Origin of the sequence: Brachybacterium massiliense, assembly GCF_900184245.1 — a bacterium.
Lineage (GTDB): Bacteria > Actinomycetota > Actinomycetes > Actinomycetales > Dermabacteraceae > Brachybacterium > Brachybacterium massiliense.
This window is the reverse complement of the sequence record NZ_FXXB01000007.1, coordinates 134,890-159,769: the sequence shown is the minus strand read 5'-3', so window position 1 is coordinate 159,769 and position 24,880 is coordinate 134,890. Positions and strand designations below refer to the sequence as shown.

The window sequence follows — 24,880 nt, the reverse complement described above, 5'->3', positions numbered from 1 at the left end:
GCCGGATACATGGCCCCGTCGGCCCCGATGCCCAGCTCGCGCTACATCCTCCCGCAGTACGAGGAGCGCACGGCCTACGGCCTCAAGCGCCAGGACCCGTACACCAAGCTCTTCGAGGACCGCATCATCTTCCTCGGGGTCCAGGTGGACGACGCCTCGGCCGATGACGTGATGGCGCAGCTGCTCGTCCTGGAGTCGCAGGACCCGGACCGGGACATCACCCTCTACATCAACAGCCCGGGCGGTTCGTTCACGGCGCTGACCGCGATCTACGACACGATGCAGTACGTCAAGCCCGACGTCACCACCGTCTGCCTCGGCCAGGCGGCGTCGGCGGCCGCGGTGCTGCTGGCGGCAGGCGCGCCGGGCAAGCGCCTCGCGCTGCCCAACGCCCGCATCCTGATCCACCAGCCCGCGATGGGCGGCCAGGGCGGCGGCCAGGCCTCGGACCTCGAGATCCAGGCCAACGAGATCATGCGGATGCGCGAGTGGCTCGAGGAGACCCTCGCCTTCCACTCGGGGCGCACCAAGGAGCAGGTCAGCACCGATATCGAGCGTGACAAGATCCTGACCGCCAAGGCCGCTCTCGAGTACGGCCTGGTCGACCAGGTGCTCGAGTCGCGCAAGGTCCCGCGCTCGCAGATCTCCCAGTGAGCGCCCACCGGTCCTGCCGCCGCCCGGCGCACGGACCAGTGCCGCGCCCCTGAGCATCGGCCCCTGACCGCACCCACCGGCGCGGTCAGGGGCCTCCGCTTCACGCGTGCCCCGCCTCCCGGGGCGCGTCGTCCCCGGCCTGGGCAGGTTCCTCGCGGTACCGTGGTGAGCGTCCGCGAGCCGCGAGCTGCGACTCGGCGGATGGGTGGACGAACCGCTGACGGCCTGATGAAAGGACACGGACATGGCGCGCACGAGCGATGGGTCCGACGTGTTCAAGTGCTCCTTCTGCGGAAAGTCGCAGAAGCAGGTCGAACGCCTGATCTCCGGCCCCGGCGTGTACATCTGCGAAGAGTGCATCGAGCTGTGCAACGAGATCATCGCCGAGGAGATCCAGGCCGCCCAGCCCGCCGTGCAGGAGGAGAAGCCGCTCCCCGCGCCGAAGGAGATCTTCGACTTCCTCGAGGAGTACGTGGTCGGCCAGGAGCCCGCCAAGCGCGCTCTCGCCGTCGCCGTCTACAACCACTACAAGCGCGTGCGCGCGCAGGACGCCGAGGAGTCGGCCAGCCCCGCCAAGAGCGCCGCCACGAGCCTCGCCGAGGACGCGGACGCCTCCGACGACCGGGTCGAGGTCGCCAAGTCGAACGTGATGCTGGTGGGGCCCACCGGCTGCGGCAAGACCTACCTCGCCCAGACCCTCGCCAAGATGCTCGACGTGCCCTTCGCAATGGCGGACGCCACCGCGCTCACCGAGGCCGGATACGTCGGCGAGGACGTCGAGAACATCCTGCTCAAGCTGCTGCAGGCCGCTGACTACGACGTCAAGAAGGCCGAGCGCGGCATCATCTACATCGACGAGATCGACAAGATCGGCCGCAAGTCCGAGAATCCCTCGATCACCCGCGACGTCTCCGGCGAGGGCGTGCAGCAAGCCCTGCTGAAGATCCTCGAGGGCACGGTCGCCGCGGTGCCGCCGCAGGGCGGGCGCAAGCACCCGCACCAGGAGTTCATCCAGATCGACACCACCAACGTGCTGTTCGTGGTGGCCGGCGCCTTCGCCGGGATCGAGGACATCATCGGCTCCCGCATCGGCAAGCGCGGCATCGGCTTCGGCTCGCAGCTGCACACCCCGCTCGAGCAGGAGGAGATCTACACCAAGCTCCTGCCCGAGGACCTGCTGAAGTTCGGGCTGATCCCGGAGTTCATCGGGCGCTTGCCGGTCATCACGAGCGTGACCAACCTCGATCGCGAAGCCCTCATCACGATCCTCACCGAGCCGCGCAACGCCCTGGTCAAGCAGTTCCAGAAGATGTTCGCCCTGGACGGCGTCGAGCTCGACTTCGAGCGCAGCGCCCTCGAGGCCATCGCCGACAAGGCGATCGAGCGCGAGACGGGCGCCCGCGGCCTGCGCGCGATCCTCGAGGAGGCCCTGCAGCCGGTGATGTTCGAGGTCCCCTCGCGGGATGACGTCGCCAAGGTGGTCATCACCGAGGGCGTCATCACCCAGGGCCGCGCCCCGCTCATGGTCACCACCAAGGAGGCGGACCGCGAGAGCGACCACGACCGACAGGAGCGCACGGCATGACCGGTCCGGACCCGGTCCCCGGAGACGCCGACCTCGCCGCGGCGCGCGCCCGCGAGCTGCTCCTGGAGGAGCGGCGCAGCATCGACAACATCGACGCCGCCCTCGTGCACCTGCTGGCCGAGCGCTTCTCCCACACCCAGCGCGTGGGCATGCTCAAGGCCGAGCACGGCCTGCCCCCGGCCGACCCCTCGCGCGAGCGCGAGCAGGTCACCCGGCTGCGGGCGCTGGCCGACCAGGCGGGACTGGACCCCACCTTCGCCGAGGCGTTCATGCGCTTCATCGTCACCGAGGTGATCCGCCACCACGAGCGGATCCGCGACGAGGCCCCGGCCGAGAGCTGATCCGCCGCACGCCTCGCCCGGGCGCCGGCATGGGAAGTCCTCCCCATCGACGGTCTCCTCGCGGAGCCGTAGGTTTCCTCTCAACGGAAGATGTCCGACAGGGGGAGACGACGATGAACGGGTTCTGGGGCGCCCAGACCGATGCGGTGCGAGCACAGGGGGCGGCCTGCGCCGGTGCGGCCGCACGCATCGAGGATCTGCTGGCCACCTGCGACGGACTGATCGGGGCCGTCACCTGGATCGGCCCCGACGCGGAGGCGTTCCGCGAGCACTGGCGGGGCCGGGTGCGCGGGCACCTGCAGCACGCGATCGAGACGCTGCGCGCCGACGGGGAGGAGCTGCACTGCCACGCCGAGGAGCAGGACGGCGCCTCCGGCGACGGAGCGCCCGTGGCGGTCGCGCACCCCGCGCCCTTCCCGTTCCCGAGGCCCCCGCGCATCGACCTCGACCTCCCGCGCTGCCCGGTGATCCGGCCCGAGCCGGAGGTCTTCCGGATCGGGTTCCCGCCGCAGCTCCGGTGTGCCCCACCTTCCCGCCGCCCGTCGAGGAGAGCTGGCCGCTGCCGCGGCCTGACGTGCATCTGCTCTGAGGACGAGTCCCTCCGGGGCACGCCGCCTCGTTGGTAGCATGGCCGTCATGGCGCGCATCACGTTCCTCGACTGGCCGGTCCTCCGGCAGCTTCGCGGGGCGGATCCGACGGGCCGCGGCACCGCGGTGACGTCGGCGCGCACCCGCGGCACCGCGCCGCGCACCGTCGAGGCCGACGGAGTCGCCGAGAGCGTCTGCCCCTACTGCGCCGTCGGCTGCGGGCAGCGTGTGTTCCACAAGGACGGCAGGGTCATCCAGATCGAGGGGAACCCGAACTCCCCGGTCTCGCGCGGCAGGCTGTGCCCCAAGGGTGCGGCCAGCCAGCAGCTCGCCAACTCCCACCTGCGACAGACGAAGGTCCGCTATCGCCGGCCATACGGCACCCAGTGGGAGGACCTCGAGCTCGACGTCGCGATGGACATGATCGCGGACCGCTTCATCGCCTCCCGCCGCAAGCACTGGGAGGACGAGGACGAGCAGGGCCGTCCCCTCCGGCGCACGATGGGCATCGCCAGCCTCGGCGGGGCGACCATCGACAACGAGGAGAACTATCTGATCAAGAAGTTCTTCACGGCCGCAGGCGCGATCCAGATGGAGAACCAGGCCCGCATATGACACTCCGCCACGGTTCCCGGTCTGGGAGCCTCGTTCGGTCGTGGCGGTGCCACGCAGTCCGTGCAGGACTTCGCCAACGCTGACCTCATCGTCATCGAGGGCTCGAACATGGCGGAGGCGCACCCCGTCGCCTTCCAGTGGGTGATCGAGGCGAAGAAGCGCGGCGCCCGGGTGATCCATGTGGATCCCCGCTTCACACGCACCTCCGCGAACGCCGACCGGCACATCCCGATCCGCTCGGGCACCGACATCGTGCTGCTCGGCGGCGTGATCCGCCACGTGCTCGAGAACGAGCTGTTCTTCAAGGAATACGTCCAGGCATACACCAACGCCTCGACGATCATCTCCGAGCAGTTCGGCGACCCCGAGGACCTGGACGGCCTGTTCTCCGGCTACGACCCGGAGAGCGGCACCTACGACAACGGCACCTGGGCCTACGCCGGGGACGCGGACTCCCTCGCGCGCGGACTGCCCGAGCGCGACGAGACGCTCCAGCACCCCCGCACCGTCTTCCAGATCCTCAAGCGCCACTACGCGCGCTACACCCCGCAGATGGTGCAGGACACCTGCGGCATCTCCCCGGAGGACTTCGAGCACCTCGCCACCGCCATCGCGGAGAACTCGGGCCGTCAGCGGACCACGATGTTCGCCTACGCGCTGGGCTGGACCCAGCACCAGGGCGGCGCGCAGATGATCCGCACCTCCGGCATCCTGCAGCTGCTGATGGGCAACATGGGCCGCCCCGGCGGCGGCATCATGGCGCTGCGCGGGCACGCCACGATCCAGGGCTCCACGGACATCCCCACGCTCTACCACATCCTCCCCGGCTACCTGCCGATGCCGAAGGTGGGCCAGGACGACTTCGCCGAGTTCACCCGCGCGATCGGCACGAAGGAGCAGAAGGGCTTCTGGGCGAACGCGGACATCTACACCATCAACCTGCTCAAGGCATGGTGGGGCGAGCACGCGACCGCCGAGAACGACTGGGGCTACCACCACCTGCCCAAGCTGACCGGTGCGCACGGCACCTACCAGACCACCATGCGGATGCTCGAGGGCGGGGTCGACGGGTTCTTCCTGTTCGGTCAGAACCCGGCCGTCGGCTCCGCGAACGGACGTCTCCAGCGCCTGGGCATGGCGAACCTGGAATGGATGGTGGTGCGCGACTTCTACATGACCGAGTCCGCCACCTGGTGGCGCGACGGGCCCGAGATCGAGTCCGGCGAGCTCACCCCGGAGCAGATCGCCACCGAGATGTTCTTCCTGCCGGCCGCGAACCACACCGAGAAGGCGGGGTCCTTCACCCAGACCCAGCGCATGGTGCAGTGGCGCGACCAGGCCGTGACCCCGCCGGATGATGCCCGCAGCGACCTGCAGTTCATGTACGAGCTGGGCTGCCGCATCCGGGAGAAGCTCAAGGACTCCACCGACCCGCGGGACCGCGCGATCCTCGAACTCACCTGGGACTACCCGGTGGACGAGCACGGCGAGCCGGACGCCGAGGCGGTGCTCGCCGAGATCAACGGCCGCCATCTGAGCGGCGAGAAGGCCGGCCAGCCGCTCTCGGCCTTCGCCGAGATGAAGGCCGACGGCAGCACCGACGGCGGCTGCTGGATCTACACCGGCGTCTACGCCGACGGGATCAACCAGGCCCGCCGCCGCACCCCCGGCCAGGAGCAGGACGAGATGGCCGCGGACTGGGGCTGGGCCTGGCCCGCGAACCGTCGCATCCTCTACAACCGCGCCTCCGCCGATCCGCAGGGCCGCCCCTGGAGCGAGCGGAAGAAGCTGGTGTGGTGGGACGAGGAGGCCGGGAGCTGGACCGGCCATGACGTCCCCGACTTCCCGCTCACCAAGCGACCCGATGACCCGGGCGATCCGTCCCAGGGCGGGGCCGCCGCGCTCGCCGGCACCGACGCCTTCACGATGCAGGCCGACGGCCGGGGCTGGCTGTTCGCCCCCACCGGGATGGTGGACGGGCCGCTGCCCACGCACTACGAATCGCCCGAGTCGAACATCCGCAACCCGCTGTACGCGCAGCAGTCCAACCCCACTCGGGTCACCTTCCAGGACGAGGACAACCTCTCCTCCCCGGGCGCGATGGGCCCCGGCGGCGAGATCTACCCGTACGTGTTCACCACCTACCGGATCACCGAGCACCACACCGCCGGCGGGATGAGCCGCTTCCTGCCCTACCTCTCCGAGCTGCAGCCGGAGATGTACTGCGAGGTGTCCCCGGAGCTCGCCGCCGAGGTGGGCCTGGAGCCCTACGGCTGGGCCACGATCATCTCCGCCCGCAGCGCGATCGAGGCGAAGGTTCTGGTCACTGAACGGATGAAGCCGCTGCAGGTGGGGGAGCGGACAGTGCACCAGATCGGGTTGCCCTTCCACTGGGGCCAGGGCACCGAGGCGATCGTGCGCGGCGACGGCGCGAACGACCTGATCGGCATGAACCTCGATGCGAACACCCAGATCCAGAACAGCAAGAACAACTCCTGCGCCCTCCTGCCGGGACGGCGCCCCCGCGGACCGGAGCGTGGGAGGCTGGTGGAGGCCTACCGACGACGGGCAGGGCTGATCCCGTCCGAGGATCCGGCAGTGGACGGCGCCGCCGGGGCACCGGGCGCCGGACCCGCCGACGGCACCGTGCCCCATGAGGTGCGCGGACCGGAGGAGGCCAGCGCGGTCCCCAGCGGCGAACGCTCGATGAAGGAGATGAAGAACCGATGACCCTGCTCTCCGGACCGGACGGACCCGCCGCGGAGGCGGGCTGGGGCCACGAGCACGAGCGCAAGGGCTTCTTCACCGACACCTCGATCTGCATCGGCTGCAAGGCCTGCGAGGTCGCGTGCAAGGAGTGGAACCGCAACCCCATCGACGGCAACCTCGAGATCCTCGGCTCCAGCTACGACAACACCGGCGAGCTCGGGGCCAACACCTGGCGGCACGTCGCCTTCGTCGAGCAGGGCCAGGAACGGATCGACCAGGCCCGCGAATCGGGCCGCAAGCTGGTCAGCCTCGGCATGCCCGGCATCGGCCCGAAGTCCTCGGGGACCCGCGGCGCGCTGCCCGCCGGGGACCTCTCGAGCACCGACCGCACCCCGCCGGACACCCCCGAGTTCCGCTGGCTGATGTCCTCGGACGTGTGCAAGCACTGCACCAACGCCGGCTGTCTGGACGTGTGCCCCACCGGCGCGATCTTCCGCTCCGAGTACGGTTCCGTGGTGGTCCAGCAGGACGTCTGCAACGGCTGCGGCACCTGCGTGAGCGCCTGCCCCTTCGGCGTGATCGAACGGCGTGACGACGGCACCATCTCGCCGTTCGCCCACCGTGAGGAGAAGGACGAGCGGATGGGCACGGCCAGCAAGTGCACGCTGTGCTACGACCGTCTGGTGGACGGGGAGGAGCCCGCCTGCTCCGCGACCTGCCCCACCCAGTCGATCACCTTCGGCGACCACGACGACCTCACCGCCGACGCCCGCAGCCGCGTCGCGGACCTGCACGAGCGCGGCATGACCGAGGCCCGCCTGTACGGCGCGAACCCGAAGGACGGCGTGGGCGGCACCGGCTCGGTGTTCCTGCTGCTGGACGAGCCCGAGGTGTACGGCCTGCCGCCGGACCCGCAGGTCCCCACGAAGTCCCTGCCGCGCACCTACGCCCGGGCGGGGATCGCCGCCGCGGGCATGGTCGCCGCCGTCGCCCTCTCCTTCCTGGGGTCGCGTCGATGAGCATCACCGATCTGGACGCCGACCGTCCGCCCGAGCGCGGCCGCCGGCGACGCCGCCGCGGCGGGGGCAGGCGCCGACGCGGACTGCACGAGATGGGCATGGGGGACGGCTCCCGCGAGGGCGCCGTCGTCGAGGACATCGAGGTCGAGCGCGCCGACCAGTTCGACTCCTACTACGGCCGCCCCGTGGTCAAGGCCCCGCCGTGGAAGGGGCCGATCGCGATCTACCTCTTCCTCGGCGGCGTCGCCGCAGGCTCGAGCATGCTCGCCTTCGGCGCCCAGTGCACCGAGCGCCCCGCCCTGCGCCGCAACGCTCGTCTCACCGCGCTCGGCACGGTGGGGCTCGGCACCCTCGCCCTGATCGAGGACCTGGGCCGGCCGGAACGCTTCTTGAACATGATGCGCACCGTCAAGGTGACCTCCCCGATGAGCCTCGGCACCTGGATCGTGGGCGGCTTCGGCACCTTCTCCGGCGTGCTCGGCGCGCTCGAGGTGGACCGGATGAGCGGCCAGCGCCTCCCGCTCGGCCCTCTGCGCCCCCTGCTGGGCGCCGCAGAGGGGCCCGCCGCCCTCGGACAGGTGGTGCTCGCACCGGTGCTCGCCTCGTACACCGGTGCGCTGCTGGGCAACACCGTGGTCCCCACCTGGGAGGCCGGACGCGGGCACCTGTCCTACCTGTTCGTCTCCTCGGCGAGCCTCGCCGCGGGCGGTGCCGCGATGGTCACCAGCCCCGTCGCGGAGACCGGACCGGCACGCCTCCTCGCCACCGCCGGGGTGGTCGGGGACGTGGTCTCCATGCACCGCATGAAGGAGTCGATGCATCCGCTCGAGGCTGAGCCCCTCGAGACCGGCCGGCCCGGGACCATGCTGACGTGGGCCGAGCGCCTCGCGATCGTGGGAGGCATCGGCACGGTGCTCGGCGGGAGGAACCGGTGGATCGCCGCGGCGAGCGGCGCCGCCCTGCTGGCCTCCTCGGCCCTGACCCGCTTCGGGGTGCTCCACGCCGGTCTCGAGTCGGTCAAGGATCCGCGCCGCGTGATCGAGCCGCAGAAGGAGCGCCTGGCCGCGCGCCGTGCCGCGGGCATCAGCGACGACTCGATCACCACCGTGGGCTGAGCGGGCCCCCGCCCGCCCCGGCGGAGGCCCTCAGCGCACGTCGATGCCCGCGCCCTCGACGGTCTCGCCGATGATCGGATAGCCGGGCACCTCGCCGATGACCAGCAGGCCCCCGGAGGTCTGCGCATCGGCGAGCAGCAGCAGATCCTCCTCGCCGATGCCCGCGCCCGCCCGCACGTCCTCACGCACCCAGTCCAGGTTCCGGCGCGTCCCGCCCGAGACGAAGCCGTCCCGCAGCGCCTCGGCCGCGCCCTCGACCAGCGGCACCGCGGCCCGCTCGATCACCATGCCCACCCCGGAGGCACGGCCCATCTTGAACAGGTGGCCCAGCAGCCCGAAACCCGTCACATCCGTGGCCGCCCGAGCCCCGGCCGCGAGCGCCGCCTTCGAGGCGTCCCGGTTCAGCGTCGTCATCGTCTCGACCGCGGCGGCGAACACCTCGCCAGTGGACTTGTGCCGGTTATTCAGCAGACCCACCCCGAGCGGCTTGGTCAGGGTGATCGGCAGCCCCGGCTCGGCGGCATCGTTGCGCAGCAGACGCTCCGGATCGCCGGTGCCGGTGACCGCCATGCCGTATTTCGGCTCGGGATCGTCCACCGAGTGCCCGCCGATCACCGGCACGCCCGCCTGCTTCGCGACGGCGAGACCGCCGGCGAGCACCTCCTGCAGCAGCTCGTAGGGGAGCACCTCGCGCGGCCAGCCCACCAGGTTGATCGCCACCACCGGGTCCCCGCCCATCGCGTAGATGTCCGAGAGCGCGTTCGCCGCGGCGATGCGGCCCCAGTCGAAGGCGTCATCGACCACGGGGGTGAAGAAGTCTGCGGTCGAGAGCACGGCGGTGGCGCCGTCCTCGCCGATCCGCACCGCGGCGGCGTCGTCGCCGTCGTCCAGCCCCACGATCACCTGCTGGTAGTCCTGGCCGGAGAGGGTGGAGACGACCTCCTCGAGCTCGCCCGGCGGGATCTTCGAGGCGCAGCCGCCGCCGTGCGCCATGGTGGTCAGTCGGATCGAGGGCTGGGACACGGGCCGGATCGGGTTCTCGCTCATGGCCGGAGCCTACTGGCGAGCGCCGTCCGTCGGTGAGGATGTCGGTGAGGATCGTCCCTGGTCCGGCGGTGATAGTTTGAGCGGCGGAGGCGTACGTGTCCTGGTGGGCGCCCCGGTCTTCAAAACCGGTGAGACCGAGCATCTCGGTCTGGCGGGTTCGATTCCCGTCCGCCTCCGCCACTCGTGCGCCGCGCCCCGCGGCGAGCAGCCGCCGTCGGCCCCAGGAGGTCCCGTGTCCGTGCCCCCGCCGCCCGGTGCGCAGAACACGGACCCGCGCCGCCGCATCCCGCGCACGGACCATCTCCTGGCCCATCCCGAGATCGCCGCCGCCACCGCCACGCTCAGCGAACACGTGGTGCGGGATGTCGTGCGCGCGGCCCAGGACCGCGCCCGCTCGGGGCAGATCACCCCCGAGCAGGTGCTCGAGGAGGTGCTCGTCGCCCTCGGCGGCCGCCCCGCCGCCTCCCTGCGCCCGGTGCTGAACGCCACCGGCGTCATCGTCCACACCAACCTCGGCCGCGCGCCCCTGTCCGCGGCCGCGCGCCAGGCCCTCGCCGACGCCGCCGGGTACACCGATGTCGAGTTCGACCTCACCACCGGCGCCCGCTCCCGCCGCGGCGCCGGGGCCAGGGCCGCGCTGCTCGCCGCGTGCCCCGAGGCCGAGGACGCCCTGGTCGTCAACAACGGGGCGGCGGCCCTCGTGCTCGCCACCACGGCGCTCGCCGGCACCGGCGAGGTGATCCTCAGCCGGGGAGAGATGATCGAGATCGGCGCCGGCTTCCGCCTGCCGGACCTGATCGCGTCCACCGGTGCGCAGCTGCGGGAGGTCGGCACCACCAACCGCACCCACCTCGCCGATGTCACCGACGCTCTGGGACCGCGCACCGGCTGCGTGCTGCGCATCCACACCAGCAACTACCGCGTCATCGGATTCACCAGTACGGTCCCGGTCCGCGTGCTCTCCGCCCCGTGCCGGGAGGCGGGCGTGCCCCTGGTCGCGGACCTCGGCAGCGGCCTGCTCGCCCCCGAGCCCGCCCTGGCGGAGGAGCCCGATGCGGCGACCGCGCTGCGGGACGGCGCGGACCTCGTCATCGCAAGCGGCGACAAGCTGCTCGGCGGCCCCCAGGCCGGGATCCTGCTGGGCCGCGGCGAGATCATCGCCCGCCTCGCCCGGCATCCGCTGGCCCGCGCGGTCCGGGCCGACAAGCTCACCCTCGCCGCCCTCGAGGCCACCCTCACCGGTCCGGTGCCGCCGGTGCTCGAGGCGCTGCGCACCGACTCGGATGCCCTGCGGGAGCGCACCGAGCACCTCGCCGCACGGCTCGGGGGAGAGCTGGTGGCGCACGACGGGCGCGTCGGCGGCGGGGGAGGTGCGGAGGTGCCGCTACCCGGATGGGCGATCGCCCTCGAGCCCGAGCTCGCCGGGCCGCTGCGCATCGGGGACCCCGCCGTGGTCGCCACCGTGCGGGACGAGCGCTGCCTGCTGGACCTGCGGTGCGTGCCCGCCGAGGAGGACGAGCGCCTCGTCGCCGCCGTGGACGCCGCCCGTGCGCTGCGCGGAGCCGCGCGGTGACGATGCAGGTCGTCGCCACCGCCGGTCACGTCGACCACGGCAAGTCCACCCTGGTCCGCGCGCTCACCGGGATCGAGCCTGATCGGCTCGCCGAGGAGCGGCGCCGCGGCCTGACCATCGACCTCGGCTTCGCCTGGACGATGCTCCCCTCGGGCCGCGAGGTCTCCTTCGTGGACGTCCCCGGCCATGAGCGGTTCCTCGGCACCATGCTCGCGGGCCTCGGCCCCGCCCCGATCGTCTGCTTCGTGGTCGCCGCCGATGAGGGCTGGCAGGCGCAGTCCTCCGACCACCGCGACGCCGTCGCGGCGCTCGGCATCGACCAGGGCCTGCTCGTCATCACCCGCGCGGACCTCGCCCCCGCACGGGTCGAGCAGGTCACCGCCGAGGCCCGCACCGAGCTGGCGGGCACGGGGCTCGCGGAGGCCCCCGCGGTCGCCGTCTCCGCCGTGACCGGGGAGGGGCTGGAGGAGCTGCGGGAGCAGCTGGACGCCGTCCTGGCGCGCGCCCGCGAGCCCTCCGCGACCCAGCCGGTCAGGCTCTGGGTGGATCGGGCCTTCAGCCTCGCCGGGACCGGGACAGTGGTCACCGGCACGCTGCCTGCCGGGACCCTCCACCGCGAGGACCGCCTCGCGCTGTGCGGGGCGCGGCGCGGCGGGGAGGTGGCGGTGCGCGGCATCCAGAGCCGCGGCGGAGCGCTCGAGCAGCTCGGACCGGTCAGCCGCGCGGCGCTCAACCTGCGCGGAGTGGGCACCGAGGAGATCGGCCGGGGGGACGCCCTGCTCACCCCCGGCGCCTGGGAGCTCACCGACCTGCTCGACGTGCGCGCCACGACCGGGCGCGGCTTCGAGGACGCCCCGAGCGAGCTGATGATCCACCTCGGCACCGCCGCGGTCCCCGCCCGGGTGCGCCCCTTCGGGGCGGAGCATGCACGTCTCACCTTCGCGAGGCCCCTCCCGGTGAGCGTCGGCGACGCACTCGTGCTGCGGGCCGGCGGCAGCCGCGCCGTGCACGGCGGCGCGCTCGTGCTCGACGTCGACCCGCCCCCGCTGCGACGCCGCGGCGACGGGACCCGGCGCGCCGTAACGCTCACGGCGATGCCGGCCGACGCGGACGTCGCCCTCGAGGTGCGCCGCCGCGGCGCCGTGCGCGAGGACGCTCTGCGCCGTTTCGGGGTGCGGATCCCGCCCGCGCTCCCGGAGACCGTGCGCCGCCACGGGGCGTGGCTGGTCGACGCCGGCGCGATGACCGACTGGGCCGAGCGCCTCACGCGGCTCGTGGATGCCGAGCAGCGCCGCGACGAGCTCTCCGCCGGGGTGCCCGGCAAGGCCGCCGTCGATGCGCTCGACCTGCCCGATGCGGAGCTGCTGACCGCGGTGACCGCCGCCGCGGGGCTGGCCTGGGCCGAGGGCCGCGTGCGCTCGAGCGCGCCCACGGGGCTGGGGGCGGCAGAGGCCGGGATCACCGCCCTTGAGCAACGGCTGCGGAGCGCTCCCTTCCACGCCCCCGAGGCGGAGGACCTCGCCGGCCTGGGGCTCGGAGCCCGGGAGCTGGCCGCCGCCGCGGCGCAGCATCGGGTGCTGCGCCTGCCGGGGGAGGTGATCCTGCTGCCCACCGCCCCGGCGCTGGCGATGCGGGAGCTGTCGCGCCTGTCTCAGCCGTTCACCACCAGTGAGGCGCGGCAGGCCCTCGCCACCACCAGACGCATCGCGATCCCGCTGCTCGAGCACCTCGATACCCGCGGCTGGACCCGTCGGGTCGACGCCGGGCACCGAGAGGTCGTGCGCTGAGGCGCTGAGGTGCTGGCGGCTGACTCCCTGGTGAGGACCCATGACGAAGAGCCCGGTGCGCACCGCTGTCGGCGGTGAGCACCGGGCCCTTCGCAGGTCAACCCAATCGCAGGAGACTCAGCCCTGGGTGCGGGGCTGCTTGACCGGGGGCTCGCCGAGCTCGACGTCGCGGGTGAGGATCTCCTCGCCCTCCCCGGCCACCAGCTCGAGCTTCTCGACCCGGCCGAGCGCCATGAGATCCGCGGAGGCGGCCTCGAGGTGCGACAGAGCGGCCTCGGGGGCCACCACCGTGACGGAGAGGATCGGAGTCTTCTGCGAGACCTTCGCATCGGACTTGATGCGACGCAGGGTGATCGCCGCCTGGGCCACAGAGTCCACCAGCGCGGCGTCCTGCCCCGCGGAGGCCTCCGCGAGCGGGCCCGCCTCGGGCCAGGGCTGGGTGTGCACGCTTCCGCTGCGCCACCACGACCAGACCTCCTCGGTCGCGAACACGACCACCGGGGCGAACAGGCGCAGCAGCACCTCGAGCGTGATCGCGAGTGCGGCGCGCGCCGAGGCGGCACCGGCCTCGCCGGCGGGGGAGTTGCCGTGGGCGCGCTCCTTGACCAGCTCGATGTAGTCGTCGCAGAACGCCCAGAAGAACGGCTCGATGATCTCGAGCGCGCGGGCGTAGTCCATGTCGTCATGGGCCGCGGTGGCCTGCTCGACCACCGTCGCCAGCTGCGCCAGCAGCGCCCGGTCCAGCGGATCGGTGACCACGGACGGATCGGCGGCCAGGCGGCCCGAGGGATCCGCGGGCGCCTCGCCGAAGCCGAGGGCGAACTTCGAGGCGTTGAGGATCTTGATCGCGAGGCGGCGACCGATCTTCATCTGGCCCTCGTCGAAGGCGGTGTCCACGCCCTGACGGGCGCGGCCGGCCCAGTAGCGCACACCGTCGGAGCCGTGCTGCTGCAGCAGGCCGATCGGGGTGACCACATTGCCCTTGGACTTGGACATCTTCTTGCGGTCCGGGTCCAGGATCCAGCCGTTGATCGAGGCATGCTTCCACGGCAGCGAGTCCTGCTGCAGGTGGGAGCGCACGATCGTGGAGAACAGCCAGGTACGGATGATGTCGTGGCCCTGGGGGCGCACATCCATCGGGTACACCTTCTCGAACAGTCCCTCGGCCTCCTCGCCCGCGTTCCAGCCGCCTGCGAGCTGCGGGGTCAGGGAGGAGGTGGCCCAGGTGTCGAGGATGTCGGGATCGGCGACGAAGCCGCCCGGCTGGTCGCGCTGCGCCTCGGTGTACCCGGCGGGCACATCGATCGTCGGATCGATCGGGAGCTCCTCGACCGACGGGGTGAGCACGGTGTCGTAGTCGGTCTCGCCGTCGGCGCCCACCGCGTACCAGATCGGGAAGGGCACCCCGAAGAAGCGCTGGCGGGAGATCAGCCAGTCACCGGCCAGGCCCTCCACCCAGTTGCGGTAGCGGGACTCCATGTACGCCGGGTGCCAGGTCAGCTCGCGGCCGCGCTCGATCAGCGCATCGCGCAGCCCGCCCTGGGACTGGTCGCGGCCGCCGTTGGTGAGGTACCACTGCCGGGAGGTGACGAACTCGAGCGGCTTGTCTCCGTTCTCGTAGAACTTCACCGGGTGGCTGATCTTCTCGATCTCGCCCACCAGGTCCCCGGACTCGGTCGCCATCTCGACCACGCGCTTCTGGGCGCTGAACACGGTCAGGCCCGCGAGCTCGGAGTAGCGCGCAGCGCCCTCCTCCGTGGAGATCCACGGCGCCTCGGCCAGGAAGCGGCCGTCGCGGCCGATCACCGAGCGGGTGGGCAGCTCGAGCTCACGCCACCAGGTGACGTCGTTGGAGTCGCCGAAGGTGCAGATCATGGCGATGCCGGCGCCCTTGTCGGGCTGGGCGAGGGGATGCGCGAGCACCGGCACCTCGACGCCGAACAGGGGAGAGGTCACGGTGGTGCCGAACAGGCCCTGGTAGCGCTCGTCATCCGGATGCGCGACCAGCGCCACGCAGGCCGGCAGCAGCTCGGGGCGGGTGGTCGCGATGACCACCTTCTCCCCGGAGCCGTCGGCACGGGTGAAGGCGAGGCGGTGGTAGGCGCCGTCGCGGTCGCGGTCCTCCTGCTCGGCCTGCGCCACCGCGGTGCGGTAGGTGACGTCCCACATGGTGGGGGCCTCGGCCTGGTACGCCTGACCGGCCTCGAAGTTCTCGAGGAAGGCCCGCTGCGAGGTCGCGCGGGAGTGCGCGTTGATCGTCTGGTAGCTGTAGTTCCAGTCCACCGACAGTCCCAGGGTGCGGAACACCTCCTCGAAGGACTTCTCGTCGATCTCGGTGAGGCGCTCGCACAGCTCGATGAAGTTGCGGCGGGAGACGGGCAGCTGGTTCGCGGCCTTCGAGGACTTGTTGTCGCCGCCCTCCTGCGGGGGCGTGAAGTCCGGGTCGTAGGGCAGCGAGGGATCGCAGCGCACGCCGAAGTAGTTCTGCACACGGCGTTCGGTGGGCAGGCCGTTGTCGTCCCAGCCCAGCGGGTAGAAGAGGTTCTTGCCGCGCATGCGCTGGTAGCGCGCGATCATGTCCGCCTGCGAGTAGCCGAAGACGTGCCCGATGTGCAGGGAGCCGGACGCCGTGGGAGGCGGGGTGTCGATGCTGAAGACCTGGTCACGGGTGGTGTCCGGATCGAAGGCGTAGAGCTGCTGCTCGCTCCATACGCCGTCCCACTTCTCCTCCAGCCCCTCGAGGGAGGGGCGGTCGGGGATCGAGGAGTCGGGGCGCGCTGCAGTATCGGTCATGCGCTCATTGTTCCAGGTCTGCGCCCCAGTGCAACGCACGGGCCTGCAGTGTGAGCGCCCTCGCGTGCCGCGCCGGTGCTCGCGTGCCGCGGCCGTACCGTGGGGCCATGGCCCTCGAGCGCATCGCCCTGATCTCCGACGTGCACGGCAACCTCACCGCGTATCGTGCGGTGCTCGCCGACATCGCCTCCCGCGGCATCACCCGCGTGATCAACCTCGGCGACATCGTGGGCAAGGGACCGCGCGGCGCGGAGTGCACCGCGCTCACCCGCGCGCGCTGCGAGGCGACCGTGCGCGGCAACTGGGAGGTGTTCATCGCCGGGCATGGGGAGACCTGGTCCCCGGCGCAGGACTGGTGGCGGGCGGAGCTGCCCGCCGCCGAGCGCGAATGGCTGTTCTGCCTGCCCGGGAGCCTGGACCTGCACCTGTCGGGACGCCTGGTGCGCATGGTGCACGCCTCCCCGGTGGACGAGTTCACGCGCGTGCACCGCGAGCACGGCCAGGAGCAGTTCGCGATGATGTTCGCGCCCACCCCCTTCACCGGCGGCGGGCGTGCTGCGGACGTCGTCGTCTACGGCGACATCCACGATCCGTTCCTCCGCTCCGGGCGGGAGGGGACGCTGGTGAACGTCGGCTCCGTCGGCAACCAGCTCGACGATCCCACCCCCTCCTACGTGATCCTCGAGGGGGAGGCCGACGGCGGCGCCGAGGCGCCCTTCGGGATCCAGTTCGTGCGGGTCGCGTACGACGTGGAGGCCGAGATCGAGGCGACCCTCGCGCTCGGCATGCCCGAGACCGAGGCGTACGTGCTCGAGCTGCGCACCGGTGTGTACCGCGGCGATCATGCCGCGCTCGGGCTCAGCCTCGCAGCGCCGGAGGACTCACGGCACCCGTGAGGTCCACTCCTCGGTGCCGAACTTCGTCTCCACGAGCTTCCGGGCCTTCGCCAGCTCGTCCTCGGTGTAGGTCGAGGTCGCGGTGTCGTAGCGGGCACGGAAGAACTCCAGGAACCCGTCGATGATCTGCTGCCGGGCCAGGCCCGTCTGGGAGCGCATCGGGTCCACGCGCTTGTTCGCGCTGCGGGTGCCCTTGTCCGAGAGCTTCTCCCGGCCGATCCGCAGCACCTCGCCCATCGTGTCCGCGTCGATGTCGTAGGCCATCGTCACGTGATGCAGCAGCACCCCGCCGGCGAAGCGGCGCTGTGCGGCGCCGCCGATCTTCCCCTGCTCGGAGGCGATGTCGTTCAGCGGCACGTAATGCGCCGTCACCCCGATCTCCGCGAGCGCGCCCATCACCCAGTCGTCGAGATAGGCGTAGGCCTGCTCGAAGCTGAGCCCCTCCACCAGGGAGGTCGGCACCACCAGCGAGTAGGTGATGCAGTTGCCCTCCTCCATGAACATCGCGCCGCCGCCGGTGATGCGGCGCACCACGTCGATGCCGTGCTTCGCGGCGCCGTCGGCATCGATCTCGTTGCGCAGCGACTGGTAGGAGCCGATCACCACCAGCGAGGAGTCCCAGTCCCAGATCCGGAAGTGGGGGCCGCGCCGCCCGGCGAGCACCTCGTTCGGCAGCACCTCATCGAGCGCCACGTGCATCACGGGAGGCAGCACCACCGGGTCGAACACCTCGAAGGTGAGGTCCTCCCAGCTGGTGGCGTGCCCGAGCGCGCGGCGCACCGAGATCGCCACCGCCTCGGCGTCGAAGCCGATCATCTGCACCGGGTCGGGGCGGGCGTCGAGCCGCGCGGTGATCGCCGCGGAGAGCTCCGCCGCCGTCGCGGAGGTCGGCATCCCCACCAGGGCCGCGTTCAGGTCCTCGAGGGCATCGTCCGGTTCGAGGAAGAAGTCCCCGAAGACATGCGCGGTGGCGATCCGGTCCTCGGAGACGGTGACGTCCACCGAGACCAGCTTCCCGCCCCGCACCTTGTACTGCCCGCTGAAGACCATGCTCTCGCTGCGCTCGTCCATGCCCTCATTGTCGCGCAGTCCCGTCGGCCGTGCGCGTCCGCGGTGCGCTCCTCAGATCGTCAGCGAGCGCAGCGCGCGATGGACCTCCCACACGAAATCTGCGGTGGACTGGCTCTTGCGCGGCGCGACCGCGTAGGTCTCGGCCGGGCGCTGGGCGGTCTCCTCGCGCGTGACCCGCGGGATGAGGTTCTTCCACTCGCGGTCGCCGCCCACCCAGATCCGGTACTCGGTGCCGGAGTCGTCCCCGCGGTGCAGCAGTCGCAGTCCCATCGTGGTCGAGGTGAGCGCCGGCTGACGGCGCGAGGGGGCCGGATCGAAGCCGCGGTCCCGCAGCAGCATCGGATTGAAGATCGCCCACAGCAGCAGCCGTGCCCCCTCCACCTCGGGCGCCGCCGGAGCGCCGATCAGCTCACCGGGCGGGGGCGGGGTGCCTGCCTCGGTGCGCCATGCAGTGCGCCTGGCGAACATCTCCAGTCGCTCGCGCGCCTGCTCACGCTCAGCGTCGTCACCCGCACGGCCGATGCCGAGCGGGACGGGCTCCTCGCCGGTGCGCACGAAGTGCACCGGAGTGCCGTGGTCCACCTCCCCGAACTCGAGGCCGGTGCGCTGCCGGCCCACCCCGGCCTGCAGGTGGGCGTCGGTCTGGCCGCGGCGGGTGGAGAAGTGCGGGCTCGTGCCCAAGAGGGTGCGACTGGCCTGGTGGAGCACGTCCAGATGGGCGCGGAACTCCTGGGCGGTCGCGGCGCGGGTGAGCAGCTTCTTGGCGTTGACCGGGAACTGCACCACCGGGCGTCCGGCGTTCTCGCCCACCTCGCCGAGGGTCTGCCACAGGTGGGCGTGGCCCGGATCGGCCTTGGGCATGCGCCGTCCCACCCGCGCCCAGCTGGTGGCCACCACGCCGTCGGGCACCTCGCCCTCGAGCTCGGCGCGGTCGGTGTGGCGGGCGATCGCCAGCAGCAGGTGGTGGGGCGAGGAGCCCAGCGCGGCGCGCATCTCCCGCAGCTGCGTGGTGCCGAAGGGGCCGCCCACGCGCAGGGCGATGCCGAGGCGGGCGCCGTCGTCGGAGTCGCTCGAGCTGGGCAGCAGCTCCGCGACCAGATCCGGTGAGGTCCGGCGCAGCCGCGGCGAGGCGGCGATCGAGCCGGTGGTGTGCTCGGTGCGCGCGACCGTGCGCAGGAAGGCGTCCCGGCTGCGCGGGGACATCAGCACGAACTCGAGCATGTGGCGCAGGATCACCTCGACGCGCGCGGGTCCCTGGAGCTCGAGGGAGAGCGAGGAGCGCTCCACCGCGTAGGTGAGCATCTGACCGACGGTGGCGTACGAGCGAGCCATGATCCTCCTCAGTGCCGTGCGGGCTGACCGTGCTCCCCACGGTAGCGGTTCGGCGGGCCGTCGCGGCAGGTGGAGGCGCGGCCGACGGCACGGGGCCGGCGAGATCAGGCGGTGCCGCCCCGCCGATTCCGCGCAGAGATCTGTCGCACCAGGTCCTCGATCGCAGGCTCCCGCAGCGACAGATCGCGCACCTCGACCTGCTGGTTGATCGCGGTCAGCAGCGCCGGCACGGTCAGCGCATCCCCTGAGAAGGCGATCCGGTGCCGGATCCCGCCGGCGTCGACGGCGAGGGTGCGGGCGGCGCCGGGGAGGGAGAGCTCGGAGGCGGGCTCCTCGAGGTCCACGATCAGCTCGCGGGGAGCGCCGAGCCGCTGACGGAAGGACTCGAGCGGGCCGTCGTAGGCGACCGCGCCGGAGTCGACCACCACGATCCGCTCGCACAGCCGCTCCACGTCGCCCATGTCGTGGGTGGTCAGGAACAGCGTGGTGCCCCGTTCGGCGCGGTCCTCGCGCAGGAACCGGCGCAGTCCCTCCTTGGAGACCATGTCCAGGCCGATCGTCGGCTCGTCGAGCACCACCAGCTCGGGGGAGTGCAGCAGCGCCGCGGCGACCTCTCCGCGCATCCGTTGGCCCAGGGAGAGCTGCCGCACGGGGCGGCTGAGGAATCCGCCCAGCTCCAGGCCGTCCACGAGCCGCTCGAGACGCGCCTCGCGCTGCCGGTCGGTGAGGCGGTGCATCGTGCCCAGGATGCGGTAGCTCTCCCTCAGCGGCAGGTCCCACCACAGCTGGGAGCGCTGGCCGAACACCACCCCGATCCGCCGCGCGAGGGCACGGCGCTCGGGCACCGGATCATGCCCCAGGATCCGCAGCGCGCCTGCGGTGGGCTGCAGGATCCCGGTCATCATCTTGATCGTGGTGGACTTCCCGGCGCCGTTGGCGCCCACGAAGCCGACGGTCTCGCCGTGCCCGATCCGCAGCGAGAGAGCGTCGACCGCGCGCACCACCTGGCGGCGTCGGCGGCGGGAGCCGGCCACCGGTGCGCGCACCACGTAGTCGCGGCGCACGCCCGTGAGCGCGACCGCCGGATCCGCCGCGGGGGATGCGGCGTCGAGCGGCTGAGGGGGAGGGACTGCGGGGCTCATCCACCGGCTCCTGTGTATCTGCGGACCCCCGCGCGCCAGAGGGCTCCGGCGACGATCCATGCCAGGACCGCCGCGGGCAGGCCCAGCCATCCCGACCAGGCCGGGATCAGGGCGGGGCCGGGGAGGTCCAGCAGGGCGAGGGTGGGGGCGTAGGCGACCAGCGTCGCGGGGACGACGAAGGTGAAGAAGGCGCGCATCGGCAGGGCGAAGACCGCGCCCGGGGTGGTGGCGACGTAGTTGCCGCCGTAGGTGAAGGCGTTGGCGAACTCGCGCCCTTCGATCAGCCAGAACTGCATCGCCCCGGCGATGGTGAACAGCGCGCCGAACAGGAGCGCGCCCGCGAGCGGGGCGGTGACGGCCAGCAGCAGCGTCGCGGCCGACGGCTCGAAGCCGGCGATCGTGAGCGCGGCCACGTACATCACCAGGCCCACCGCGATCCGGCCGATGCGGCGCAGCGAGAGGTCCAGGCTCGAGATCTGAAGGAGCATCGGCACGGGGCGGATCAGCAGCACCTCGAGCTTCCCGGAGCGGATCTGGGCGGAGAGCCCGTCGATCTCGCCGAAGAACATGTCGGCGATGCCGAAGGCGAGCGCACCGAGCCCGTACACCACAGCGACCTGGGTCAGCGTCATCCCGCCGAGCACCCCCACCTGGCTGAGGATCACCCACAGCTCGAGGAACTCGACGCTCACGATCAGCGCCTGGCCGAGCACATCCGCGATGAAGCTGGTGCGGAAGCTCGCCTGAGAGCGAAGCCGGGAGCCGTAGAGGGTCAGGACCATCCGCACGGTCGAGACCGGGCGGTCGGCGAGGTCGGGGCGGGAGCGCTCAGCCACCCTGCACCTCCACGCTCCGCACCCCGGCGCGCAGCATCGCCGAGGCGGCCAGTGCGAGCAGCGCGATCCAGCCGAGCTGGACGCCCAGCAGCGGCAGCGCCTCGAGCGGCGGGATGCGCCCCGAGAGGGTGTCGATGGGGGTCTGGAGCATCGAGGGGAAGGGGGTGGCGCGGGCGATCGCGAGCAGCCAGTCCGGGAACCACACGATCGGGATCAGCAGGCCCGAGAGCAGGTTCATCAGCGCCGTGTAGACGACGGTCAGGCCGCGGGTCTCCAGCAGCCAGAACGCGGTGAGGTTCACGAGCATGTCCGCGAGGAAGGCAACCGTGATCGCCAGCAGCAGCGAGAGCATCCCGAGCGGGTAGGACCACGGATCCTCGGGCAGGGCCAGGCCGGTCAGGAGCGCCCCGATGAGCATCGGCGGGATCCCGCGGCCCAGTAGGAGGAAGGCGGAGCGGCCGAGCTTCTGCGCGTAGTACAGGCCCAGAAACGAGATGGGGCGCAGCAGATCGATCGCCACATCCCCCTGATGCACCCGCTGGGAGACCTCGCGGGTGCCGAAGGCCTCGATAGGTGCCAGCAGCGCCTGCCCGAGCCAGACATAGGTCGCGGCCTGGGCGATGGTGTAGCCGCTGAGCTCGCCGCCCGCGGTGGTGATCGCGGCGAACAGGATCGAGGCCCGGATCAGGCCGAACACCGAGTTGGTGAACACCCCTGCGGCGGTGGCGAGGCGGTAGGTCGAGTACTGGCGGAAGGCTGCGGCCGCGACCGCCCAGTACGTGGACACTCGCGCGAGGGTACCGATCTGTGGCATGCGGCACAAGAGCCGGGCTGCAGACCTCCCGACCTGGGGAGGGGCGGGGCCGGGGCGCGTGGTGCTCCTCCGGTGCGCGAGCTCCGGCCGCGGGCGGCGGTGCGGCGCATCTACGCTGGCCCGGTCCGCCCCGCCCCACAGTGAGATCCGCTCCCCATGAACCCCTCCTCCGACTCCGGCGTCGACACCGCTGTCGACCCTCCCGTCGATCCTGCCGTCGTTCCCGCAGGACGCGCAGCGGCCGCATCTCGTGCACCGAGCTTCGGCCTGCTCCCGAGGATCCTGCTCGCCATCGTGCTCGGCATCCTGCTCGGACTCGTGATACCCGAGGCGATCGCCCGCGTCTTCACCACCTTCAACGGCGTCTTCTCCGGCTTCCTCGGCTTCCTCATCCCGCTGATCATCGTGGGGCTCGTGACCCCGGCGATCGCCGAGCTCGGCCACGGCGCCGGGAAGATGCTCGCCGCCACCGCCGGGATCGCCTACTTCTCCACCATCCTGTGCGGGCTGTTCGCGCTCGCGCTGTCTCTGCTCCTGCTGCCGCGCATGCTGGGCGGTCAGCGGATCGACTCGCTCGAGAACCCCGAGGACTCCGCGATCGCACCGTACTTCGCGATCGAGATCCCGCCGGTGTTCGACGTGATGACCGCGCTCGTGCTCTCGTTCTGCCTGGGCATCGGCCTCACCCTGGTCAGCAGGGGCGCCCTCCAGGAGTCCTTCGTGCAGCTGCGCACCATCGTGGTGCGCATCATCGAGGCGATCATCATCCCGCTGCTGCCGCTGTACATCTTCGGCATGTTCCTGGGCCTGACCATGAACGGTCAGATCTGGACGGTCATCGGCACCTTCCTCGCCGTGATCCTGCTGGTGCTCGGGATGACCGTGGTGGTGCTGCTGGCGCAGTACGCCGTGGCGGGCTGGGCGATGGGCCGCAACCCGCTGCGGATGCTGTGGACGATGCTCCCCGCCTACATGACCGCCCTCGGCACCAGCTCCTCGGCGGCGACCATCCCGGTGACCGCCGAGTGCACCAAGCGCAACGGCATCCCGGACGCGATCGCCGACTTCGTGGTGCCGCTGTGCGCGACCATCCATCTGGCCGGCTCCACCCTGAAGATCACCACCTTCGCGGTCGCGATCATGATCGTCACCGGCATGCCGCTGAACCTCGGCGCGCTGGTGGGCTTCGTGTTCATGCTGGGCGTGGTGATGATCGCGGCGCCGGGCGTCCCGGGAGGCGCGATCATGGCCGCCGCGGGCGTGCTCTCCTCGCTGCTCGGCTTCGGCGAGGCCGCGGTGGGCCTGATGATCGCCGCCTACATCGCGATCGACTCCTTCGGCACCGCCACCAACGTCACCGGGGACGGCGCGATCGCCGCGGTGATGTCCCGCCTGTCCAAGGGCCGGGTGAGCGGAGACCTCACCGCGCACAGCGCCCCGCACGTACAGGGCGTCTGAACCGGACATTCGCACAGACCATCCCGCCCCGCAGGCGGCAAGGGTCCGTCGGCATCCCGTGAGGGACCCGGCGGGCCCGCGGTGCCTCCGATCCCTCCGCCTCTCGCCCATGGGTGGTGTCCGACGATCCGCCCTGCCATACTGCACATATGAGCAATCGTGCAGATGTTGGAGTGGGTCCTCTCGACGTGCTCCGGGGACGGATCCCGGCCTCCTCCGCGATCGCGGACGTCGCTGACGTGTTCTCGCTGCTCGGCGACCCCTCGCGCCTGCGTCTCCTGCTCGCGCTGCGGGAGCAGGAGCTGTGCGTGGGGGACCTGGCCGAGCTCGTCGAGCACTCGGAGTCCGCCGTCTCCCATGCGTTGAAGCTGCTGCGCTCCCACCGGATCGTCGCCGTGCGCCGGGAGGGCCGCCGTGCCTTCTACCGCCTCGACGACCCGCATGTGCGCATGCTGCTGGATCTCGCGGTCTCCCATGCCGCGCACAGCACGATGGAGCATCCCGAGCGAGCAGAGAGTGCACAGCTCGCCGAGGCCGCGGCCCGCGGCCCCGCGTCCGGCGAGGTGGCGTCATGAGCCACCACCACGGCCCCGCCCCGGGCCATGCGGGGGCCGCGCACCGCTGGCGGCTGATGATCGCGGTGGTGCTGATCGGCACGTTCTTCGTGGTCGAGCTGGTGGCGGGCCTGCTGTCCGGGTCGCTCGCGCTGCTCTCCGACGCCGGGCACATGGCGGCCGACGTCGTGACCCTCGCCGCCGCGCTGGCCGCGACCATGCTCGCCGCCCGCCCCTCCAAGGACGGACGCCGCACCTTCGGCAACTACCGTCTCGAGGTCTTCGCCGCGCTGCTGGCCGTGCTGATCATGCTCGCGGTCGCCGTCGCCGTGGGGATCAGCGGGATCCAGCGCCTGGGCGCCGCCCCCGAGGTGGACGCCGGCCCCATGCTCGTCGTCGGCGCGCTCGGCCTCGTGGTGAACCTCGTGGTGCTGCGGATGCTGCACGGCGGGGCGAGCGAGAGCCTCAACATCAAGGGCGCCTATCTCGAGGTGCTCGCCGACACGCTCGGCTCGGTGGGTGTGATCGTCGCGGCGGTGCTGATCCACCTCACCGGTGCCACGGTGATCGACACCGTGGTCGCGCTCGCCGTGGCCGCGTTCGTCGCGGTGCGCGCCGTGCTGCTGGCCCGGGAGGTGCTCACCGTGCTCGGCCAGGCCGCGCCCGCCGGCATCGATCCGGAACAGGTCCACGCGGACCTCGCCGCGCTCGAGGGGGTCGCCGATGCGCACGACCTCCACCTGTGGACCCTCACCTCCGGCATGGAGGTCGCCACCGTGCACCTGATGGTCGAGCCCGGCGCCGATCCGCACCGGGTGCTGGACGCTGCCCAGGAGCTGCTGCGCGATCACCACGGCATCGCGCACGCCACCGTCCAGACCGAGCCCACCGACCATCACGGCTGCCTCGAGGTCGGCTGGTGAGGCTCGGCGAGCACCCCGGAACGACATC

General features: G+C 71.9%; 20 protein-coding genes and 1 tRNA gene. 14 read left to right on the top strand and 7 right to left on the bottom strand.

The features are described from left to right. Positions 1–9: 9 nt before the first annotated feature. From BN4251_RS07380 to nrfD, 7 genes are all read left to right on the top strand, one after another. Positions 10–654 (top strand): ATP-dependent Clp protease proteolytic subunit, encoded by a 645-nt coding sequence (locus BN4251_RS07380; protein ID WP_170931920.1) that lies wholly within the window; start codon positions 10–12, stop codon positions 652–654. A 244-nt stretch (positions 655–898) separates the two neighbouring features. Then, a complete protein-coding gene (clpX, locus tag BN4251_RS07375; RefSeq protein WP_087484480.1) occupies positions 899–2,239 on the top strand; it encodes an ATP-dependent Clp protease ATP-binding subunit ClpX in 1,341 nt (446 codons plus the stop codon). Further along, positions 2,236–2,580 (top strand): chorismate mutase, encoded by a 345-nt coding sequence (locus tag BN4251_RS07370; protein WP_087484479.1) that lies wholly within the window; start codon positions 2,236–2,238, stop codon positions 2,578–2,580. Before clpX ends, BN4251_RS07370 begins: the two co-directional genes overlap by 4 nt. Before the next feature lie 113 nt (positions 2,581–2,693). Continuing rightward, positions 2,694–3,206: a hypothetical protein gene (locus tag BN4251_RS07365; RefSeq protein ID WP_087484478.1), complete on the top strand. Its 513-nt coding sequence runs from the start codon at positions 2,694–2,696 to the stop codon at positions 3,204–3,206. 10 nt (positions 3,207–3,216) lie between these two features. Continuing rightward, entirely contained in the window at positions 3,217–6,513 is a 3,297-nt protein-coding gene (gene fdnG / locus BN4251_RS07355) for a formate dehydrogenase-N subunit alpha (protein ID WP_170931877.1), read from the top strand. Continuing rightward, entirely contained in the window at positions 6,510–7,511 is a 1,002-nt protein-coding gene (locus BN4251_RS07350) for a 4Fe-4S dicluster domain-containing protein (RefSeq protein ID WP_087484476.1), read from the top strand. Before fdnG ends, BN4251_RS07350 begins: the two co-directional genes overlap by 4 nt. Next, complete coding sequence (gene nrfD / locus BN4251_RS07345; RefSeq protein WP_087484475.1) at positions 7,508–8,626, top strand: NrfD/PsrC family molybdoenzyme membrane anchor subunit; 1,119 nt, start codon at positions 7,508–7,510, stop codon at positions 8,624–8,626. Before BN4251_RS07350 ends, nrfD begins: the two co-directional genes overlap by 4 nt. Positions 8,627–8,656: 30 nt before the next feature. Here the strand turns inward: nrfD and selD are convergent, their stop codons facing one another. Continuing rightward, positions 8,657–9,673 (bottom strand): selenide, water dikinase SelD, encoded by a 1,017-nt coding sequence (gene selD, locus BN4251_RS07340; RefSeq protein ID WP_087484474.1) that lies wholly within the window; start codon positions 9,671–9,673, stop codon positions 8,657–8,659. A gap of 85 nt (positions 9,674–9,758) precedes the next feature. Between selD and BN4251_RS07335 the strand changes: the two genes are divergently transcribed. The 3 genes from BN4251_RS07335 (at position 9,759) to selB (ending at position 13,033) form a co-directional block, all read left to right on the top strand. Next, positions 9,759–9,853: transfer RNA gene (locus BN4251_RS07335), tRNA-Sec, on the top strand. A gap of 52 nt (positions 9,854–9,905) precedes the next feature. Beyond that, positions 9,906–11,246 carry an L-seryl-tRNA(Sec) selenium transferase gene (gene selA / locus BN4251_RS07330; RefSeq protein ID WP_245810243.1) on the top strand — a complete coding sequence of 447 codons (1,341 nt, stop codon included), beginning with the start codon at positions 9,906–9,908 and terminating at the stop codon, positions 11,244–11,246. A gap of 2 nt (positions 11,247–11,248) precedes the next feature. Beyond that, positions 11,249–13,033 (top strand): selenocysteine-specific translation elongation factor, encoded by a 1,785-nt coding sequence (selB, locus tag BN4251_RS07325; RefSeq protein ID WP_087484945.1) that lies wholly within the window; start codon positions 11,249–11,251, stop codon positions 13,031–13,033. A 117-nt stretch (positions 13,034–13,150) separates the two neighbouring features. Here selB and valS read toward each other — a convergent pair whose 3' ends face one another. Beyond that, complete coding sequence (gene valS, locus BN4251_RS07320) at positions 13,151–15,826, bottom strand: valine--tRNA ligase (protein ID WP_087484473.1); 2,676 nt, start codon at positions 15,824–15,826, stop codon at positions 13,151–13,153. Positions 15,827–15,933: 107 nt separating this feature from the next. Here valS and BN4251_RS07315 point away from each other — a divergent pair, with 107 nt between their 5' ends. Further along, the gene (locus tag BN4251_RS07315; protein WP_087484472.1) at positions 15,934–16,722 is read left to right on the top strand and encodes a metallophosphoesterase family protein; all 789 of its coding nucleotides are present in this window, start codon (positions 15,934–15,936) and stop codon (positions 16,720–16,722) included. On the opposite strand, the gene lplAB is transcribed toward BN4251_RS07315, so the two are convergent. From lplAB to BN4251_RS07290, 5 genes are all read right to left on the bottom strand, one after another. Further along, entirely contained in the window at positions 16,708–17,793 is a 1,086-nt protein-coding gene (gene lplAB, locus BN4251_RS07310; RefSeq protein ID WP_087484471.1) for a lipoate-protein ligase LplAB, read from the bottom strand. The two genes, BN4251_RS07315 and lplAB, sit on opposite strands and share 15 nt — an antisense overlap. Positions 17,794–17,844: 51 nt before the next feature. Then, positions 17,845–19,125 carry a hypothetical protein gene (locus BN4251_RS07305; protein ID WP_087484470.1) on the bottom strand — a complete coding sequence of 427 codons (1,281 nt, stop codon included), beginning with the start codon at positions 19,123–19,125 and terminating at the stop codon, positions 17,845–17,847. 104 nt (positions 19,126–19,229) lie between these two features. Continuing rightward, complete coding sequence (locus BN4251_RS07300; RefSeq protein ID WP_087484469.1) at positions 19,230–20,267, bottom strand: ABC transporter ATP-binding protein; 1,038 nt, start codon at positions 20,265–20,267, stop codon at positions 19,230–19,232. After that, positions 20,264–21,103, bottom strand: a complete 840-nt coding sequence (locus BN4251_RS07295) for an ABC transporter permease (RefSeq protein WP_245810242.1) — start codon at positions 21,101–21,103, stop codon at positions 20,264–20,266. The genes BN4251_RS07300 and BN4251_RS07295 overlap by 4 nt, the downstream gene beginning before the upstream one ends. Further along, positions 21,096–21,890, bottom strand: coding sequence for an ABC transporter permease (locus tag BN4251_RS07290; RefSeq protein ID WP_087484943.1), 795 nt, complete (start codon positions 21,888–21,890; stop codon positions 21,096–21,098). The genes BN4251_RS07295 and BN4251_RS07290 overlap by 8 nt, the downstream gene beginning before the upstream one ends. A 183-nt stretch (positions 21,891–22,073) precedes the next feature. Here BN4251_RS07290 and BN4251_RS07285 point away from each other — a divergent pair, with 183 nt between their 5' ends. The 3 genes from BN4251_RS07285 to BN4251_RS07275 all read left to right on the top strand — a co-directional run bounded on the left by BN4251_RS07285 (position 22,074) and on the right by BN4251_RS07275 (position 24,852). Further along, on the top strand, positions 22,074–23,375 hold the full coding sequence (locus BN4251_RS07285) for a dicarboxylate/amino acid:cation symporter (protein ID WP_087484468.1): 1,302 nt from the start codon (positions 22,074–22,076) through the stop codon (positions 23,373–23,375). Positions 23,376–23,524: 149 nt separating this feature from the next. After that, a complete protein-coding gene (locus BN4251_RS07280; protein ID WP_087484467.1) occupies positions 23,525–23,950 on the top strand; it encodes an ArsR/SmtB family transcription factor in 426 nt (141 codons plus the stop codon). Next, positions 23,947–24,852: a cation diffusion facilitator family transporter gene (locus BN4251_RS07275; RefSeq protein WP_087484466.1), complete on the top strand. Its 906-nt coding sequence runs from the start codon at positions 23,947–23,949 to the stop codon at positions 24,850–24,852. Before BN4251_RS07280 ends, BN4251_RS07275 begins: the two co-directional genes overlap by 4 nt. Positions 24,853–24,880: the final 28 nt, after the last annotated feature.